This window comes from Methanococcus voltae, from assembly GCF_017875395.1.
Classification (GTDB): Archaea; AGJL01; Methanococci; order Methanococcales; family Methanococcaceae; genus Methanococcus; species Methanococcus voltae_C.
In genome coordinates, this window is record NZ_JAGGMO010000001.1 from 23,429 (window position 1) to 42,728 (window position 19,300).

At 28.7% G+C, this 19,300-nt stretch carries 16 protein-coding genes; 4 read left to right on the forward strand and 12 right to left on the reverse strand.

The genetic code is table 11. The features are described from left to right. The first annotated feature begins 771 nt into the window (after positions 1-771). Entirely contained in the window at positions 772-1,041 is a 270-nt protein-coding gene (locus tag J2127_RS00090) for a winged helix-turn-helix domain-containing protein (protein WP_209731442.1), read from the forward strand. A gap of 172 nt (positions 1,042-1,213) precedes the next feature. On the opposite strand, the gene atwA is transcribed toward J2127_RS00090, so the two are convergent. The 5 genes from atwA to J2127_RS00115 form a co-directional block, all read right to left on the reverse strand. Further along, positions 1,214-2,821, reverse strand: coding sequence for a methyl coenzyme M reductase system, component A2 (atwA, locus tag J2127_RS00095; protein WP_209731443.1), 1,608 nt, complete (start codon positions 2,819-2,821; stop codon positions 1,214-1,216). A gap of 346 nt (positions 2,822-3,167) precedes the next feature. Further along, positions 3,168-3,641, reverse strand: coding sequence for a DUF134 domain-containing protein (locus J2127_RS00100; protein ID WP_209731444.1), 474 nt, complete (start codon positions 3,639-3,641; stop codon positions 3,168-3,170). A 483-nt stretch (positions 3,642-4,124) separates the two neighbouring features. Continuing rightward, positions 4,125-4,460, reverse strand: coding sequence for an MJ1244 family protein (locus tag J2127_RS00105; protein WP_209731445.1), 336 nt, complete (start codon positions 4,458-4,460; stop codon positions 4,125-4,127). Positions 4,461-5,044: 584 nt separating this feature from the next. Continuing rightward, the gene (locus J2127_RS00110) at positions 5,045-5,866 is read right to left on the reverse strand and encodes an aspartate dehydrogenase (RefSeq protein WP_209731446.1); all 822 of its coding nucleotides are present in this window, start codon (positions 5,864-5,866) and stop codon (positions 5,045-5,047) included. Positions 5,867-6,176: 310 nt separating this feature from the next. Next, on the reverse strand, positions 6,177-6,431 hold the full coding sequence (locus tag J2127_RS00115) for a PRC-barrel domain-containing protein (protein ID WP_209590522.1): 255 nt from the start codon (positions 6,429-6,431) through the stop codon (positions 6,177-6,179). Positions 6,432-6,789: 358 nt separating this feature from the next. Here J2127_RS00115 and J2127_RS00120 point away from each other — a divergent pair, with 358 nt between their 5' ends. Then, positions 6,790-6,999 (forward strand): hypothetical protein, encoded by a 210-nt coding sequence (locus J2127_RS00120; RefSeq protein WP_209731447.1) that lies wholly within the window; start codon positions 6,790-6,792, stop codon positions 6,997-6,999. Between the two features lie 490 nt (positions 7,000-7,489). Here J2127_RS00120 and J2127_RS00125 read toward each other — a convergent pair whose 3' ends face one another. From J2127_RS00125 to J2127_RS00145, 5 genes are all read right to left on the reverse strand, one after another. Then, positions 7,490-8,728, reverse strand: a complete 1,239-nt coding sequence (locus J2127_RS00125) for a CBS domain-containing protein (RefSeq protein WP_209731448.1) — start codon at positions 8,726-8,728, stop codon at positions 7,490-7,492. Between the two features lie 365 nt (positions 8,729-9,093). Next, a complete protein-coding gene (locus J2127_RS00130) occupies positions 9,094-11,763 on the reverse strand; it encodes a valine--tRNA ligase (protein ID WP_209731449.1) in 2,670 nt (889 codons plus the stop codon). A 275-nt stretch (positions 11,764-12,038) separates the two neighbouring features. After that, positions 12,039-13,163, reverse strand: coding sequence for a DegT/DnrJ/EryC1/StrS family aminotransferase (locus J2127_RS00135; RefSeq protein ID WP_209731450.1), 1,125 nt, complete (start codon positions 13,161-13,163; stop codon positions 12,039-12,041). A gap of 241 nt (positions 13,164-13,404) precedes the next feature. Continuing rightward, positions 13,405-14,496: an ADP-forming succinate--CoA ligase subunit beta gene (sucC, locus tag J2127_RS00140; RefSeq protein WP_209731451.1), complete on the reverse strand. Its 1,092-nt coding sequence runs from the start codon at positions 14,494-14,496 to the stop codon at positions 13,405-13,407. A 199-nt stretch (positions 14,497-14,695) separates the two neighbouring features. Further along, positions 14,696-16,144 (reverse strand): single-stranded-DNA-specific exonuclease RecJ, encoded by a 1,449-nt coding sequence (locus tag J2127_RS00145; protein WP_209731452.1) that lies wholly within the window; start codon positions 16,142-16,144, stop codon positions 14,696-14,698. 234 nt (positions 16,145-16,378) lie between these two features. On the opposite strand from J2127_RS00145, the gene frhD reads away from it, so the two are divergent. Both frhD and J2127_RS00155 read left to right on the forward strand, forming a co-directional pair. Further along, positions 16,379-16,861, forward strand: a complete 483-nt coding sequence (gene frhD, locus J2127_RS00150) for a coenzyme F420-reducing hydrogenase, FrhD protein (protein ID WP_209731453.1) — start codon at positions 16,379-16,381, stop codon at positions 16,859-16,861. A gap of 91 nt (positions 16,862-16,952) precedes the next feature. Continuing rightward, positions 16,953-17,342, forward strand: a complete 390-nt coding sequence (locus J2127_RS00155; RefSeq protein ID WP_209731454.1) for a DUF126 domain-containing protein — start codon at positions 16,953-16,955, stop codon at positions 17,340-17,342. Between the two features lie 108 nt (positions 17,343-17,450). Here J2127_RS00155 and J2127_RS00160 read toward each other — a convergent pair whose 3' ends face one another. Both J2127_RS00160 and aroC read right to left on the reverse strand, forming a co-directional pair. Continuing rightward, entirely contained in the window at positions 17,451-17,882 is a 432-nt protein-coding gene (locus tag J2127_RS00160) for a hypothetical protein (protein WP_209731455.1), read from the reverse strand. Between the two features lie 146 nt (positions 17,883-18,028). Continuing rightward, on the reverse strand, positions 18,029-19,177 hold the full coding sequence (gene aroC, locus J2127_RS00165; RefSeq protein WP_209731456.1) for a chorismate synthase: 1,149 nt from the start codon (positions 19,175-19,177) through the stop codon (positions 18,029-18,031). Positions 19,178-19,300 lie beyond the last annotated feature (123 nt).

Here is a 19,300-nt window from a genome sequence, read left to right on the forward strand (position 1 = left end):
TGATATATTTAAATCAAATAATTTATGGGCACATATATTAAAATAAAAATAGTGCATTAAATTTTAAAAAAATAAAATAATAAGTGGAAAATGAATGTACCATGAATACGGTACAGCATCATTCGCACGTATCTGTTGGGTTTGGATAATAGATTACACTAACGTTGCAACTATATAAAAGTTTAATAAAGAAACTTAATGACATAATGTAAATTCCTTATCAACTTGATAATATTGATTAAACGATTATATACTTACGTTATATGGGCATATATGTAAAGTGTATTTACCCCAAATACTAAATATAAGATTATTTACGTTCTTCGATTTATTTAAGATACATTCATTCTATAAATCCGAATAGAATGAATTAATATTTCAGCTATAAGACTAAATTTTATCCATAACATAATTTATTCGTCATAACATCTTGACAAATAATAGGGCAATAATGGGAATAATATCCCATTTTTGATTTAGTACATCTAATATATATTACTTTCCATTTTTGGAATATCTTTCAAAGTTAAATAACCGAAAATAGGTAAAAAAACTACTAAAGTTTAATGTAACTTATTTAAATATAAAGACCATATAAATATTACTAAATAGATTATATAATAATAGCAATCATTATGTATAATACTTATTGCATTAACCAATATGGTTGTCTTAAGGGAAACTTTTTAGTTTCTTATAGTATTGTATAACATATAAAACCAACTCTTAATACTAAATTAAAAATTAGGTAATAGAATAATGGGATAAATTATGAAAATCATTAAAGCATTAAATAAAAGTAAAGCTATTGAAATATTGCAGTATCTTATGAATGAAGATAAGTCATACTTTAGTGAAATCGTAGTTATAACTCATTCTAACAGTTCTACCACCTACCGAGCTCTTGAATGCTTAAATGAAGCAGGTTTAGTTTCAAGATGCGAAGATGGTGTTAAAAGAAATGATAAAGTATACTATAATATTACAAATAAGGGCATTAAAGTAATGAATTTAGTTAAAAAAATAGATGATATAGATTAAAAATATATATTTTTTTTATGTTAAAATTATTAAAATACAGAGTATAAGAATAATAAATATTATAAAATAAAATTATAAAAAGTTAAACTGAAATTAGAATAAAACTAAAAATAAAATAGAATAATTAAATAAATTGAATAAATTGAATAATAGATTTATTTTATAATCTCAATTATTCATTTAACATTTCGCTCTTTTCTTCAGATGATAATATATCAACAATTTCAGAAGGTTTTCCCATTTTTACCAATTTACCGCCCCTTACGAGACCTGCTCTGTCACATACGTTTAATACAAAGTCCATATCGTGTGAAACTATGATGTATGTTTGGTCAAGTTCTTTTCTGGAGTTTTGGATTGATTCTGCAACCATGTTTCTTGTTATAGGGTCCATTGTACCTGTTGGTTCGTCTAATAATACTAAGTGAGGTTCTCTAATTAAAACTTGAGCTAAAGCAACTCTGTGTTTTTCCCCTACACTCAATTCTTTAGGATATTTATCCAACATACTTTCGGCTTCCGCTTCAGTGAAACCTACTGATACTAAGGTATGCTCTGCTTTCATTTTTGCAAACTCAGCTGGCATTTCGAGACCTATTGACTCAGTTAAGTTATAAAGTACTGTTCTGTGAGGGTATAAACTGTATTCTTGGAATAAAATTCCAATGTATCTTCTTGCTCTTCCTCTGTTTGCAGGTCCTGCCTTTGTCATATCTACAACTTCTTCCCCAAGTCTAAAGGAATAGTTACCTTTGGAAGGTGGGAGAATTCCTGCAATTATTTTTGATAAGGTTGTTTTACCTGCACCACTTAAACCTACGAGTCCAAATATCTCTTTCTCATTTACAGAGATGTCTATACCATTTACAGCTTTTACGATACCCCTTTCAACTGAAACGTATCTTTTTTCAACATCCTTCAAACTAATAAGTTCGTCTTTTATTTCCACATCTTCAAATTTTTTCATAGATGTTATGGTTTTCATAAATTCATCTACTACCTTTTTACTCTCGTCAAACATCTTAACTTCGCCGTTTTCGAGCCATATTGTAGACTGTGAGAGTTCTTCAATAACTTCTGGCCAGTGTGACGTGATAACCATTGCAATATTATGCTTAACAACTGTTTCAGCTAATGCAGTGTGTACCAACTGTGCTGTTTTAGGGTCTAACGTACCAGTTGGTTCATCTGCTAAAAATATAACCGGATCTTTTGCAATTTGTCTTGCTAAAACTACCCTTTGCTTTTCCCCACCACTTAAATCTCTAGAAATGTGAGTAATTCTATGTTCTAATTTTACCATTTTAATTAAACCAAGTGCTTTGTCACTTGCTTCTTTTCCTTCTACGCCTGCGTTTCTTAAAGCTTCCAAAATGTTTTCTGCAACGGTTCTTTCTCCATAAAGTGCGAAAGTTCTTTGTAACATAATTGCAATTTTCTTCTTTAAATTGTAGGTCATTTCGTCATTTTCCCAGAAATCGACTGCTTTTGCCTTGAATTCTCCAACCTGCTCTTCATTACATTGGCATGGCTGTCCAACTTTTGACGGAACTTCAACTTTACCACACTTGTTACATACTGCAACGTGGTAGATAACATTACCGGATGTAGGTTCGTAACCTTCCATACCCCTTAACATGTGTAATAAAACAGATTTTCCGGAACCACTCCTCCCTAAAACACCTAAAACTTGCCCCTCATCGAGAGTAAAATTAATATCTTTTAAAACGGTATGGTCTCCAAATTTCTTAGTAACGTTTTTTACTTCTATTAAACGCATAAAATCACCTTAAAATTAATATAAACATAAAATTACAAATTATATAAATGTATAATCTAAAGAATTATCGTAAATGTGATATTATCCCGCAGGTAAACAAATAACATATATAATTAATATTTAACATAGTATATGAATTTTACCCATAAGTGCACATATTATAAAACTATAGGGTTATTTAAATTTTTTCATTTAACGTATTTAGAATACCATATAATTAAAATTTATTAATTGTCACTTATTAGTTATCAATTATTAAATTAATTATTAGTTCTTACTTATTAATTATTAGTTATAATTATCGATATCTAACAAACATAAAACATAAGATATGATAACAACTAGTTTATAAGTCTTTTCTATCCTTCCAATTGCATTGGCGTACTCTATAGCTACATCTACCGCCACCACAAGTATTTCCGCAATTTCTTAACCTATAATGTCCGCCCCCGATTTGGAGCATTTTACCATTTATTAAAGCATCTGAAATCTTTTGCCTTGCAGACTTTAAAATATTCCAAAAAACACGCCGGGATATCCCCATTGAGGCAGCTGCATCTTCATGAGCATAACCAATATAATCAACAAGCCTTACACTTTCTAATTCCTCAACGGTTAATTTTAAAGTTTCTAACTCAAATCTGGGTGTCCCAAGTGGTTTAAAAGTTTCAAATTTTGGTTCTTCACTTATTAATCTAGGTATTTTAGGTCTACCTTTTTTTTCGTCAGCTTTTGTATCGACTTTTGTATCTGCCTTTGTGTTATTTTCTTCTTGCTCTTTTTCTATTTCTTTATTTTCATTATTTTCATTTTTTTTCATAGTATCAACAGTAATTCATCATCAAATTATCAAACATATGTGGATTTATTAAATTTTAAACTTATTATTGATTAGTATATTGATTATTATTGATTATTATTGGATATACCCATATAATATCAATCTAAAACCATATAGTTGCATATATATACTATTATATCTGTGTTAGTAGTTTATTAATCTAATTGTTAGTAATAAGCTATATTAAATTAATTATGTATATTATGCGACCTACTATTTAAAAAAGAAATAAAACTGTCAGGCTATTTATATTCAATTAAGAGTTTAAATAATCTAACAAAGAAAATTAAATTTAAAACTAAATGGCGTATATAATGTAAATATATACTATTATACTATAATTTAACAATACAATAGCCTTAATCCGATAATTTAATAATTTAACGATTTAACATAAAGTATAAAATATAATATAGGGTAATTCAAACTATAAAATAATAAAATTAAATATATATTCATTGATTAATCCATTTCGGGGTTATTTATTGTCATACCCAAAACAGGCATCATAATCATGGTATATTTCTCATCCTCAAGTCTTTCGTGTATTTTTTCCTTGATAGATGGTACAATATCCATATTAACAACTGCATTTATAAGTAATGTATTTTGAGATAATTGTTTTACAAAATTAATCGCGAGTTCCGGTTCTTCAGACAGTAAAAAGCCTTGCCAATCATAAGGTGACAATCCAGCATATTCTTTAATGTAAAATCCTGAGATTCCCCCTTCGGAAAGTGCATTTATTGCTTTACCTATGTTTTTTGATTCTATAAATAGTTTTATCAACAATTTCATATTTTCCCCCCGTATGAAATTATTAGGCAAATGTCAATACTAAACTAAATTATTAGTAACAAGATTACAATAAATTATAGCTTAATTATAATTTGTTAAACTTGTTAAACTTGTTAATTATGTGTAAACAATAGTATTGATTGTATTTTTAACATTCATATATTTAGATACTTTATTATACCCCAATCCATGATATCTATATTTTATTATTGATATAATACAGTATACTATAATATATTCACTTACCTAATTTATAACTTTTTATATATTTTTAATTTGATAGTACTTCATTTATAAAGAAAGAGATACAATGAGAAAAATTATGGAATATATAATACTATAAGAATATATGACTATACAATAAGGATAATATTGGGACGTAATTAATTAAATTAAGACCGAGATTAAAAAGAATATTAAAAATAAGATTAAAATCGAATCAATGTTGTAGTTAAAATTAAAAGTAAAATTAAAAATAATATTGGATATTATATTAGATATTATATTAAAAATAAAATACAGATAATAGCTTATTTGTATTTTTAATTATTATTCTATAAAATATGTGGATTTATAATTTTAAATTAAGTTCCAATTCTTAAAGGTTCCGATAAATCTTTTATCAATCGTATAACTGAATAAGCTGCTAAAGCTGATGTTTTTGGATTATCTTTGCAAGGATTATTCTCAACACAAGTTTTTATTGTACCAATGGAACCTTTAACATATATTTCGTGTTTATTGGTGGATAAAGCAGGGTCTGCAACTATTTTCACGTTTGCAGGTACTTTCGAAGCTAATGACAAAACCACGGAAACATTTATGTTTTGAGGGAATTTTGAAATTGCATCAAATACAGTTCCTTCAAATACTACCTTAGGTTCCCCTTTTTCTTGAATTTCAGATATTTCTTGTTCCGTCATCCCGTTTTTCAATAATGCGTTAACTAAACCAAACACTGGCTTGGTAGTAACTAACTCAACCTTTTCAATATGTCCCAAAGAGCCTGCTTTTATTGCATCTATGCCTGCAATTGCCCCCGATGGAACATAAACTTTTTTATTGTTTTTTTCTGCTAAATCACGTAAGTTAATAAATAGCTCCTTATCTACTAAAGCTCCTACGCTCATTATTATGACATCCTTATCTGAATTTAGTGATTTTGTAGCTACGTCGTGTACTGCATTTACAGAAGCACATTCTACTACTAAATCAATGTTTGAATTCAAGAACTCTTCTAAAGTCTCGTAAGATTCTGAATTAGTTTTTCTTGCAAGTTCTGACGATTTTTGATAATTTGTATCGTACAAACTTATAACTTCGGCTTTTTTAACTCGCTCGGTTTCTAACGCCTTGCATATCAATGATGCGATTGCTCCGCATCCAACGATACCTATTTTTAACATTTTACTCACTATATTTTTAATTGCTTATTGATTAATTTATTATTTTTAATTTATTATTAGTCATTATTTGTATTTTTAATTATTATTTTATAATATATCCTTATAGTATATAAAATAAAATATTAAAATAAAATATCAAAAGGGATTTGAACAAATACACTAGGAATATAAGATAAAAAAAGTAGAAGATAAATTTAGATAAATTTAGATAAATTTAGTTAATACTAAAAATCCAACAATATAAAATATGGTATGAAATAATAGGATATAATACAATATAAGGAATATAATTGAGTATTATGAAATATAATTAAAATTTAGATGTTATAGGCGGTTTAATCAATATGATGTTACCTATAGCGGTTATTAACTGGAATGGTAAAACTACTTTTTTAGATGGGTCTTCTATTGTTTCCTTTAAACATCCGTTAGCCACATCTGCAATAACTATTCCCCCTACGGTTGACTTCTCTGTGTCAATCATTGCATCAAAAACTTTACCAACATAAATAGCTTCAGTTGTGTAGATTTTTTTATTCAATAAATCACTTATTTTAATCGCCATAAGTATGCCTCCCAATTTCACTAACTGATTATATAAATAATATTTTGATATAAATACTTATAGTTATGGACTTAATTTAAACAATACATGTTATAATTTAATTGATGTATTTATAATATAGTGTATCATTTTTGAAATATATTAATTTAAATATCTTGTATTTTATAATAATCGATAAAACATAATTACTTCATAATATATTATATGAATGTAAATTATATAAATTAACGCTATTTAAATTCAACATATGTATGACAATATAACGAACTAATTTATGATGATATAATTATGATAGTATAAATAGGTAAAATATTAAATATATATTTATTAGCCGAATGTAGCAAACGATGGGGAAAATATGGCAACAAGACGTTTTGTAAAGTTATATTTTAAAAAAGATGACGATATATGGATAGAAGTGATGAATGCTGAAGAAACTATAGAAGTTCTTGAGAAAATAAGAAAATCAGTGATGGTTGATGGATATATGTTAATAGGCTGGGAAGAATGGTATAATGATGATTTATCATTTAGTAACAGCAAAACAGAATATAGAATAACAGACTAAGGATTAATCATTAAAATATATAAAAATACTTTTTTTTATAATATTGCTTATTTATAATATTGTTTATAATCTCGTACTTCAATTAACTTAAAAATTAAAAATAGAATTTTGAGTATAAATTGCACCTGTATTTAATACAGTATTATAGTGTACATGGCATCCTAAAAAATAATACATTAATGTATAAAACCTAATATGAAATATAAAATATAAATATAAAATATAAATATAAAATATAAATATAAAATTGAATTATGATAAATTATTACTTCATTATTTTGTATATTGTCTTTATTTATTATCAATATTGCTAATACGTGGTGATATTTAGTAATAGGGGAATGGGGGGAATTTATCCTAAATATCTAACTCTTATTTTGTTTACGGTGCTAATGCAAAATATAGGCAAATATAATATTTCAATAAATTTTGGCATATTTATAATGATTTAAAGATTAAAAATTTAAGAATAATGTGTAAGTTATTTGATCTATTTGATTATATTATCTTCTAGTTCTTCAAGTTCTGCAAGAATTTCTTTTTTATTTTGATTTAAATTTTTAGATCTACCTCTTTGTCTGTTCATTTCTATTTGCTTTTTAACAGATTCTAAGGCATCTTTTAAAACTTCTATAAAATCCCATCTTTGTTTTTCTGCAATCAATTCAATATCTTCTCCATCGAATTCATATCTCTTGGTTGAGGATAATTTAGGCTTTGACTCACCAACAAACAACTTTCGAGGAGTTTTTACATAAACCTTAACGTTATAAAATGGACTACCTCCCTTATCACGTTCTTTCTTAATGGATATTTTCATCCATTGCAACTGTCTGGAATATTTCACTATCTTGTTAACTTCTGAACTTAAAATTCTTTCTGCAAGCTCTCGTTGTTCCTCTTCTAATTCACCCCTAATTTCTACTTCAATCATTGATTCTGCTTTAAGGTCATAAATATACTTAAGTATGTCATATCTTGTAATTACGCCCCTTAAAGTACCATTCTTGTAGACAGGCATTCCTCTAATATCATTTTCTTTTAATATTCTAGCAACTTCAGGTATTGAATCTGTCAATTCTGCGCTAACTACTGGATAACTCATTATTGAAGAAACTGATTGAGACATCCTTGATATTTTTTCGCCTTTGATATCACCGATTGTCATTTTAACTTTTGGTTTGTATATTTTTTTAATTATGTCGTCTTCTGTGACGATACCCTCTGGTTCGCCATCTTCATCTAATACTATTAATCTTCCTATACCGTATTTAGACATTAAATTCCTTGCCTTACCTACATTTTCATTTTTATCTATTGTTATGGGGTTTTTGGTCATTATTGCGTCTACTGAGACGTCTTTCAAAATATCTGAAGTTGAAACGGCTTCTATAATATCATAATCAGTTATGATTCCTGCAATGTTATTCTTACTATTATAAACTGGAGCTACCCTCTGACCACTATTTACTATGTCAAAGCATGCGTCTATAACTGTCGCGTCTTCGAGAACTCCATGTGGTTTGTACATTAAATCGCCGATTGGTTGACCTACAGAATTTGAAAGTAACAAATCATGAATATTTACCAGGTAAATCACACCCTCCTTCTCCACGAGTAAATTGTGGAATCTATTAGTTTCCATCATACTAATTGCTTTGGAAACTGTGGTTTCCGGCGTTACAATAACGACGTCTTTTGTAGAAATATCTTTAACGAGCTTGCTCATCAAATTTCACCCCGCCTAAATCCATGATATATATTTTGTTTTTTCCCTATTATATCCTTTGGGATAGTGCGCAGTGTCATAAAATGTATATATGATGAACGACATAGATAATTAGTTTCATTAAAAGGTCATTTCATATATAAATTTAAAATAATTAAGTTACAACAAAAAGGCTAATTTTAACGTATTTATAATTAAAAATAATGATAAATTGGGGATATTAACTTAAATATATAAATATTTATATTAATCAATATTGTAAAAATAATCTAAAAAATAATAAAGTAATAAGATAATAAAATAATAAAATAAAAGAAATAACTTAAAATAAAGTAAATAAAATATATAAAAAAATAAAATATTTTTTATTGAATTATAGCAATTGTATCAACTGCTCCATCAATACTTACGGTTTCAACTTCTTCACCGTTTGCATACATTGCTCTTTTAACATCTTTAATATGTTCTTTTGTAAGTATACCAAATTCAGATTCAAAACCTTCATTTAATATTTTTTCAATGGTTTCAGCATCTGCATTTTTAATAAAGTTCATTACCTTTCCAGCATTTTGCTTATGTTCTGGACCGATTTTTGATTTATTTGGGGTTACTTCGGATATTTTCTGCTCCAAAGATGGTTTACCCATTGTTATTACCAAATCATTGATTTTTAATGAACCTGAAATATCCTCTTTTGTAGCATTTAACGCTTTGAATTCTTTTTCTTCAGCGTAAATTTCAACTTTAGATAATTCTGCATTTAATGGCATACCTTTGTTTGATTTGTATCTTCTTAATGAAGCTACGGCATTTTTAACCATTTCTCCCATTTCTTCATTTTCTGCGCTGATAAATGATTCATCCAATACTGCCCAGGTGAAATGTAAATCATCGATTTCGTAAATTTCACCAACTAAGTCTGCGAAGTGTGGCGTAAATGGAGCTAACATTTTTGTACACTCTGTAATAACCTTATAAAGTGTGTACTGTGCCATGAATCTTTCGTTGTTTGCTTCTTCGGTTTCTTCTTTATTGTAAAGTCTGTGTTTCACTAATTCGATGTAGTTATCACAGAATTCGTGCCATAAGAATTTTTGAATATCTGCAACAGCGTTGAATTTGTAGTTTTCGAGGTCTTCACTTACTTCTTTTACCAATTTATTTAATTTACTTAAAATCCAAAGGTCTACAGGATTTGTAATTTCTATTTTTTCGTCTGCATTCATTTTTGCTTTTATTGTAGCAATTATATCATCGCTGATGTTCATTTTTGCAAATTTACTTGCATTCCATACTTTTCTTAAAAATCTGTTTCCGTATTCAACTTCTTTCCAAGCGAAAGGAACGTCTTTACCTAACGTACTGTTTGAAGCCCATAATCTGAGGGAATCTGCACCATATTTATCAGTGATTTCTGAAGGAGCTACAACGTTTCCTCTACTTTTACTCATCTTAAAGCCATCTTCACCGAAAACCATACCATTTACAGCGATTTCATCCCATGGCTTTTCACCGGTTAAAGCTAATGACCTTACAATTGTGTAAAATGCCCAAGTTCTGATGATATCGTGACCTTGTGGTCTCAATTGGACAGGGTAGTATTTTTTAAAGAATTCTTCATTTTCCAACCAGCCTGCGATTACCATAGGGGTTATTGAAGAATCCATCCAAGTGTCTAAAACATCTGTTTCAGCCCTTAAGTTTTTACTTCCACATTTACAAGTGTATGGTGATTCTTTTGTAGGATCGATTGGTAAATCTTCTTCTTTTGCGAAAATGATTTCTCCACAATCTTTACAGTACCATACAGGGATAGGGGTTGCAAATAATCTTTGTCTGCTGATACACCAGTCCCAGCCCATGTCTTCAATCCATTTTAAAAGTCTTGATTTCATGTGTTCTGGAATCCATTTAATTTCATTTGTTGCTTTTTCTGCTTCTTCAAGCATTTTAGTAACGTTTACGAACCATTGATCCCCAACGATGATTTCAATAGGGGTTTTACATCTCCAGCAAGAACCTACATTTTGTTCTAAAGGTTCTTGTTTTATCATGTAATCGTTTGCCTTTAAATCGTCGATTATTTCTTTTCTTGCTTCTTCGGATTTTAAACCTTGGTATTTTCCAGCAATTTCGGTTAATTGTCCTTTTTCGTCGATTGCTTTTTTAACTTCTAAATTGTGTCTGTTAACCCATGTAACGTCGGTTTTGTCCCCGAAAGTACATACCATTACAACACCGGTACCGAAATCCTTTTCTACATCTTCATCAGGGTAAACGGTTACTTCTTGGTCAAATAATGGAACTCTTACAGTTTTTCCCACTACATCGCTGTATCTTTCATCTTCGGGATGGACAACAATTCCTACACAAGCGGCCATTAATTCAGGTCTTGATGTAGCTATTTCTAAGTATTTTCCATCATTTGTTGCGTAAGGGAATTTTACATAGTTTAATTTAGAGGTTCTTTCCTGATATTCTACTTCTGCAAAAGCAATTGCGGTTTCACATCTTGGACACCAGTTTACAGGGTGCTTTCCCCTGTATATGAGACCTTTTTGTTGCATTCTTAAAAAAGCAGTTTGTGACTTTTTAACGTATTCTGGAGTCATTGTGATGTATTCTCTGTCCCAATCTGTTGAAATACCTAATGAACGTACTTGCTCCCTCATTTTATCGATATTTTCTACAGTGAGGTCAATACACATTTTTCTAAATTCCTGTCTATCTACACCGGATTTAGTGATATTGTGGATTTCTTCAACCTTTACTTCGGTTGGTAAGCCGTGACAGTCCCAGCCTTGTGGGAACATAACGTCGTAACCATTCATTCTCTTAAATCTTGCGATAATATCCATATATGTCCAGTTTAAACCGTGTCCTAAGTGCATTTTACCTGTTGGGTATGGTGGGGGTGTATCTATTATATAAGGAGGTCTTTTTTCATCTTCCATAAACTTATATAATTTTTCATTTTCCCATTTTTCTTGAATTTTTTTCTCTACTTCCATAGAATATTCTTCTTTAATTTCCATGATAGCCCTCAAATATAATTATTTATCGAGTATTAATTTTTTGATACCTTTGATACTTTCAATACTTCGGATACTTTTTGATACTATTTGTTTTATAAGTATAATTTAATTGTATTTTTAATAATTGCTATTTATATTATATAAAGATTAATAAAATCTACGAAATTTAATTAATAATCTCATAAAAATATAGTATAAAAAATGAAAGTAGTATTGTAAACTATTAAAAAATAAATAAAAAAATTAAAATAAGTTAAATAATTCAAAATAATTTATTAAATATTTTTGAAAACATCGACTATATATTCAATGTCTTCTTCGGTTACAGATGGATGAACCGGTAAACTTAAAATTCGTTCTGATGCGTACTTTGATTTTTCACAGTCTTTATCATATCCTAATTTTTCGTAAATCGGTTGGTAATTCACAGGGATTGGGTAGTGAATACCTGTACCAATACCTTTTTCAGCTAGGTATTTCTGTAATTCGTCTCTTTCTAACTTAAATTCGTCTTCGACACGAATACAGTATTGGTGATAAACGTGTTTTGCATTCTTATCCTTAAATGGTGTTACAATACCGTCAACATCCTTAAGACCGTCATTTAATAATTTAGCGTTTTTTATTCTTTTTTCAGTCCAATTATCTAGATTTCTAAGTTGTACTCTCCCAATTGCAGCAGATATGCTTGTCATTCTGAAATTATAACCTAATTCAGTGTGTAAGTATTTTTCAGACTGTCCATGATTTCTTATAAGCTTAGCCCTATTGCATAACTCATCGTCGTTTGTTAATACAATACCGCCTTCTCCAGTTGTCATATTCTTCGTAGGGTAAAAACTAAATGTTGAAAAGTCTCCAAATCCACCTACTCTTTTATTATTGTATTCTGCGCCGTGTGCTTGTGCTGCATCCTCAATTAAATATATATTGTGGTCTTCAGCAATTTCTTTGAGTGCTTTAACATCTGCAGGCTGTCCAAAAAGGTGAACTGCGATTATTGCTTTTGTATTTGGAGTTATTTTTTCCATTACTTGTTCCGGGTCGATATTATAAGTATTTTCGTCAATATCTGCGAAAACGGCTTTTGAACCTTGGTATAATATTGAATTACTCGAAGCTATAAATGTAAATGGTGTTGTTATAACTTCATCGCCATGCGATAGTTTTAAAGCTTTTAAAGCAAGGTCTAAAGCCACAGTTCCGCTTGTAACGCCGATACCATGTTTAGTTTGCTGATAGTTGGCGAATTCTTTTTCAAATTCCTCAACTTCTGTACCGTGTGCTAACATTCCACTTTTTAATACATCAGTAACCGCTTGTATTTCTTCTTCGCCTACCAATGGCTTAGCAATTGGTATATTTCTTGATATATTTGCTTTTTCAGTTTTTTGTGACAAAATCCCGCCTCATTAAGTCAAATTTGTATTATCTGTATTATTTGTATATTTGCATTTTATTAATATCTTGTTTACATTATTGGTAATATATTTTTTACATTATTATTGATAAAAATCAAATTTTAAAATATATTTGTGGTTTAAGAATATAAAATTAATTATTTAATTTAATACTGAAAAAATACTAAAAAAGTAAAATAATGAATTAAGAATTAGGGAATTAAGAATTAATATATTTTAGTTATTCAGATTGTATGATTTCCATTAATTTTTTAGCTGCGTTATCCATGGTAGTTTCAAATGAAATTCCGTTTTCATTCAATATTCTTCTACCTTCTTCTTCGTTTGTTCCCATTAATCTAACAGCAAACTTAACATTTGGGTAATCTTTATAAACTTCTACAATACCTTTTGAAACTTCATCGCATCTGGTAATACCACCTAAAATGTTTATAAATACACCTTTAATTCCTTCTTTTGATAAAGCTCTTCTTAATGCTTTTTGAACGGTTTCACTGTTTGAACCGCCACCTACATCCAAAAAGCAGGATGGTTCACCACCGGAATTTTTAACAATGTCCATAGATGCTAAGGTTAAACCTGCACCATTTCCAATTACTGCTATGTCTCCATCCAAATCAACGTATGCGAATTCTGATTTTTCTTGCTTGCTGTATTCTTCAAATTTGGCAAAATCGTGTTTGTAGTAGGAATCATCGTCTAAATTAAATACTGCATCTGCTGCAATTATTGTTTCCTCTTTTGTAACCACTAATGGGTTAATTTCAATTAAAGAACCGTCCATATCTTCGAATGCTTTGTAAAGTTTTGATATAATTGTAGCAATTTTTGAGATTTCTTTTGAAGGAATTCCTGCTCTTATTAACATATTTCTTGCCATATATGGTTGGAATTCTTTATCGAAGTCAACGTAGTATTTTATAATTTTTTCAGGGGATTTTTCAGCTACTTGTTCGATATCTACACCGCCTTCGGTTGAGAACATTACTACAGCCTGTTTATTGTTTCTATCAATAACAATACCTACATAATATTCTTTTTCGATGTTTATCATATCTTCTAAAAGTACTTTTTCTACTGTTTCGCCCTTGATATCTTTATTTAACAATTCTTCGATTTTTTCATTTGCTTCTTGGGTGTTGTTTGCAAATAATATCCCGCCAGCCTTTCCTCTACCGCCTACGAGTACTTGAGCTTTTACAACAACAGGATTATCGATATTTTCTATTTTTTTGTCTGTAACTTTGCTGTTTGGAACAGGGATTCCGTATGATTTGAATATTGCCTTTGCTTCATATTCGTGTAATTTCATAAATTCACCAATTGACTTAAATTTTAAATAATTTATTAAATAATTTATTAAATGATTTTAAAAGATTCTAAATAATTTAAATAGATATTTGACTTTTTTGTATATATAGATTACATAATAATATCTGTAATAAAATAGGTAAAAAAATCGATAGTAAAAATAAAATAGGAAAATTATGGCTTTAATTAATTTTGTTTTATTAATTTTGGTTTTTCATCTGTTTTCCAATTAAAACATTGACTTCATTTAAGAAATTTTCCATCTCTGTTTTTTTAATTGCTGCTCCAGAGGCTACGTTGTGTCCTCCACCATCTCCACCGTATTTTTTAGCTAAACCCATAGCTTCGGATAAATTCAATCCATTTTCAACCAATTCTCGGTTTCCTCTTGAAGATACTTTGTAAATATCGTTTTCTTCATTAAAACCTAAAACTGGTTTATCAGTAATCATTAACGATGCAATTATTCCAGTTTTTCCCTTATTACCTATAAAATATCTTAAATTTTCCATTTCCTTGAGTTCAGTGGTTTTTAAATCGTTTATAACTTCAATTTTGTATTCTCGGAATAGTTCTTTTCCTTTTTCAATTGCTTTTTTGTCCCCAAGTAATATACTTAATCCTAATGCTGTTTCTTCTTTTCTACCGCAAGCATTTAAAATTTCAGATAAGTAATAAGCATCATTTATTCCTATGTTTTTAAAAGCCCCTAATTCTTTACTTTCAGTATTTATCAAAATTCTTTCTACTATTAAGTCTTTTAACTTATTTTCATTTATTTTTTGAATTATATCTGAATTTTTACACTCTAAAGGTAATCTATTTAGGAAATGCTTATTTAATTCGTTTATTAAATTTTCTTTTTCATTTATCGAAAGTGCTTTACAATTTGGGTTAATTTCAGCGTTATTCAATATTTCGGCAATTTCTCCATTGCTTAAATTTAAATAAGGCTGTGTAGAGTAATAAATTGTTTTATTGATTTCTATGTTAAAACAATTGAATATTAAGTCCCTCATTATCTTTATATGGCGATTTTGTCTTGCTTCGTTGAGTATGAACTTATTTAAACCCAAAAATGGTTTATGTTGCATATCTCCAATAGCTCCAATTAATGCAATAGGTGCTAAATCGCAAAAACCGTAAGCTCTTGCCAATAAATAACAAGTTCCACTACCTGAAAGCTCTCTTGAACCATCTACACCCATTAACAATGGGTTTAACTGCAATATTTGATTATTATTCTTATTATTATTATTATTATTATTATTGTTTTTTTCTTCGTCAATTATATATTTTTGTATTTTAACAGGGTGATGGTCTAAAATAATAGCGTTTAACTTAGCATTTATGATTTTATCAATTTGACCGCTCCCCATATCTGAAAATATAAACAATTGGTCATTTCTACAGGATGCTTCTTTTTTAAATTCTTCGATTTTTTCATCGTTTAAATTTTCTATCACAGTTATGTGGAATTGTTTGTTAATTCTCATTAACATTTTGATTAATATTGCCCCTGAAGTAAGACCATCTGGGTCGTGGTGGGTAATTAGCCTTATAGTGCCATTATAATTATCTATTTTTAATTTTATCAAATTTACAACATTGTTGAAACTTTCTACATCCTTAATTGGTATTATATCCATAAATTCACCGATTTAAATAATTTTAATTTACATTTGAATATGATAACTTCTAAATTCTAAATCCAAATTCCCTATATAAACAATTATTTATATTTCTCGTTAATAATAAGTATTATTACTTGTTATTAGTTATTATTATATGAAATGTTGCATATATCATAATTACATATATTTAAAGATTAAAATTATTAAACTTATTAAAATTATTAAATTATGGATTAATTACGTGATATTATGATACCAGACTCTTTAAAATTTAAAAAACTCGTTATTGGATGTGGCAATATGATATTTGCCGATGACGGTTTTGGTTACGAAGTTATAAGTTTACTTGAAAAAATGGAGTTACCCGAAGATGTGGGCTTAATTGATGCAGGTACGGGAGCACCTTACTATCTTATGTCTATCATGGACGAAGATTGCCCAGTTGAAAAAATAATCATTGTAGATATTATTGATTTTAAATTAGAACCTGGAACATTGAAAAAATTAGGTATCGAAAACTTAACTAAAATTGACAAATATAATTTTGATGCTCATGATATGCCATTGTCCGATTATTTACTAAAAGCTAAAGAAGCTGGTATTGAAATTGTAATCGTTGGTTGTCAGGCTAAAAGGGTTACTATGCCAGACATAGAAGTTGGATTAACAGAAGAAGTTAAAAATTCACTTGTAAATGCTGTTGAAATGGTACTAGAAGAATTAAAGGATTAGATTAAATTATTATTAAATTATTATTAAATTAAGAATATGGGAATATAAAAATATAGAATATAGGAATATTAAGATTTAGGTGCGTGATAATTTGGAAGAATTAAAAGGTAGAATTATTTCAAAAGGCTATGCAGAGGGAGAAATTATTATATCCAATAGTCCGATTTCATTTTTAGGAGGAGTTAGTGAAGAGGGTATTGTTACCGATAAAGAAAATGAATTATACGGAAAAAGCATAGCAAACAAAATATTTGTGTTCCCTACTGGAAAAGGTAGTACCGTAGGTTCATATGTTATATACGGACTTGCAAAAAAAGGATTACTTAAAGGTATAGTTAACCAGGATTGTGAACCTATTGTAGCTACAGGCGCTATTTTAGGCAAAATACCTCTTGTAGACCATGTTGACATATCCAAAATGAAAAACGGCGATAAAATTGTCGTTGATGGAAATAATGGAATTGTTAAACTTGAAAACTAACAAAAAAACTAATAAATAAAGATGTTATAAAATTGACTTGTAAAAAAATATATTGTTATAATTTAGTATTATAAGTTATTAGTAGCATTTATTAATTAATCTTATTAATTACTCTTTTTTAGAATTTAATATGTCGATATCTTCTTTAAGTTCTTCAGTATTTTCAATATCTTCTATCTTTTTTATTTCGTCATCTTTTGTAGTATCTTCCTCTGTTTTTAGAGCTGGCTCTGAATATTCTTCTTCATCCCTAAACAAATCATCTTCTTTTTCTTCGACATGCATCAATTCGAGATTTTGAAGATGCTCAACTATTTTACAGCGTTCCGAAAGTTTACCTGAAATATAAGCCCAAATTATAAAAATTATAAAAATTGCACCTAACCAAGAGTATATACCTACATCGTTAGTCAATAGATAGGCTATTATTAATATCAATATCCCCACAACTACTCTTAAAACTCTAATCCTAAGTATAGAATCCTTTTCTTTTTTAATACTATGTCTTATGTCCTCTAATTTTCTTGATGAATAAGTCATTGTTATCCCCCTCATATCCATAATAAATTATATTCATTATAGTATTTATATAATATAATCTATCAATTAACCTAAAAATTTATTATGAAATAAACTAAAAAATAATATAAAATAATAAAAAAAATAAAAAAATAAAAAAATAAAAATTAAATTTTATTAGCTTCTTTTAATAAATCTACGATTACGATGGAAATCATACTTTCTAAAACCGGTATAACCCTAGGGACTATAATAGGGTCATGCCTACCTTCTATTTTAAGTTTTGAGTTTGTTTTAGTCTTTAAATTTATAGTATCCTGCACTTTGAATATAGAAGGAGTTGGTTTTATTGCTACCCTGATTACAATGGGTGTACCAGTGCTTATTCCTGCAATTACGCCACCAGAGTTGTTAGATTTATAATTTATTTGACCCTCATGTTCATTTTCATGTTCATTTTCCGTATAATAATATTCATCGTTATTTTCGCTACCATAAAGCTCAGATACTTCAAAGCCTCGCCCAATTTCAACGCCTTTAACAGCATTTACAGACATTAAAGCTTCTGAAATTCTAGCATTTAGCTTATTAAATAATGGTTCGCCGATTCCTTGAGGTACATTTAAAACTATCAACTCTACGACTCCGCCCACACTATCATTATTTTCCATTGCGTTTAAAACGTATTTTTCCATATCTTTATAATTAGTTGATAAAGTTCTAAGTGGATTATTGTCCAAATCATTTATAATTTTGTCAGTGTAGTTATTATTAGTATTATTCTTATTATTATCTAATTTTTCATATAGATTATCATAATAATTTATATCGCCGTTAATTTTTCCAATTTTGATAGAATGCCCAAAGACGGTTATTTTTTCATTATTTAACAATTTTTTTGCGATTGCTCCACCAATAACGTGTCCTATTGTAGTTCTGCCACTTGTACGACCACCGCCTCGATAATCGTAATTACCATACTTAAGAATGTAATTTAAATCTGCATGTCCAGGCCTTGGCGTGTCTTTTAAAGCCGAATAATCTTTAGATTTCTGATTAGTATTATATACTAATGCAGATATTGGTGTTCCCGTGGTTTTGCCCTCAAAAATTCCCGAAAGGATTTCTACCTTATCTTCTTCCTTACGGGGCGTTGAAAAAATACTATAGCCAGGTCTACGCCTATTTAATTCTTTTTGAATATCGGCTTCTGAAAGCTCTAAATTAGAGGGACATCCATCTATTACTGCACCCAGTGCTTTTCCGTGGCTTTCGCCCCATACTGTAACCCTAAATAAATTTCCATAGGTATTCATAATATCACCATAATTCTAAGTTTAATCCATTGTTAAATCTATTGTTAAATAAAATAAATTACATATATAAATATATTTAATAATAAAAATATAAAATATACTAACATATGTTATCATAATTAA

Coding starts and splice junctions, on each gene's coding strand:
- J2127_RS00090 (WP_209731442.1), top strand. CDS start 772: ATGAAAATCATTAAAGCATTAAATAAAAGTAAAGCTATTGAAATATTG.
- atwA (WP_209731443.1), bottom strand. CDS start 2,821: ATGCGTTTAATAGAAGTAAAAAACGTTACTAAGAAATTTGGAGACCAT.
- J2127_RS00100 (WP_209731444.1), bottom strand. CDS start 3,641: ATGAAAAAAAATGAAAATAATGAAAATAAAGAAATAGAAAAAGAGCAA.
- J2127_RS00105 (WP_209731445.1), bottom strand. CDS start 4,460: ATGAAATTGTTGATAAAACTATTTATAGAATCAAAAAACATAGGTAAA.
- J2127_RS00110 (WP_209731446.1), bottom strand. CDS start 5,866: ATGTTAAAAATAGGTATCGTTGGATGCGGAGCAATCGCATCATTGATA.
- J2127_RS00115 (WP_209590522.1), bottom strand. CDS start 6,431: ATGGCGATTAAAATAAGTGATTTATTGAATAAAAAAATCTACACAACT.
- J2127_RS00120 (WP_209731447.1), top strand. CDS start 6,790: ATGGCAACAAGACGTTTTGTAAAGTTATATTTTAAAAAAGATGACGAT.
- J2127_RS00125 (WP_209731448.1), bottom strand. CDS start 8,728: ATGAGCAAGCTCGTTAAAGATATTTCTACAAAAGACGTCGTTATTGTA.
- J2127_RS00130 (WP_209731449.1), bottom strand. CDS start 11,763: ATGGAAATTAAAGAAGAATATTCTATGGAAGTAGAGAAAAAAATTCAA.
- sucC (WP_209731451.1), bottom strand. CDS start 14,496: ATGAAATTACACGAATATGAAGCAAAGGCAATATTCAAATCATACGGA.
- J2127_RS00145 (WP_209731452.1), bottom strand. CDS start 16,144: ATGGATATAATACCAATTAAGGATGTAGAAAGTTTCAACAATGTTGTA.
- frhD (WP_209731453.1), top strand. CDS start 16,379: ATGATACCAGACTCTTTAAAATTTAAAAAACTCGTTATTGGATGTGGC.
- J2127_RS00160 (WP_209731455.1), bottom strand. CDS start 17,882: ATGACTTATTCATCAAGAAAATTAGAGGACATAAGACATAGTATTAAA.
- aroC (WP_209731456.1), bottom strand. CDS start 19,177: ATGAATACCTATGGAAATTTATTTAGGGTTACAGTATGGGGCGAAAGC.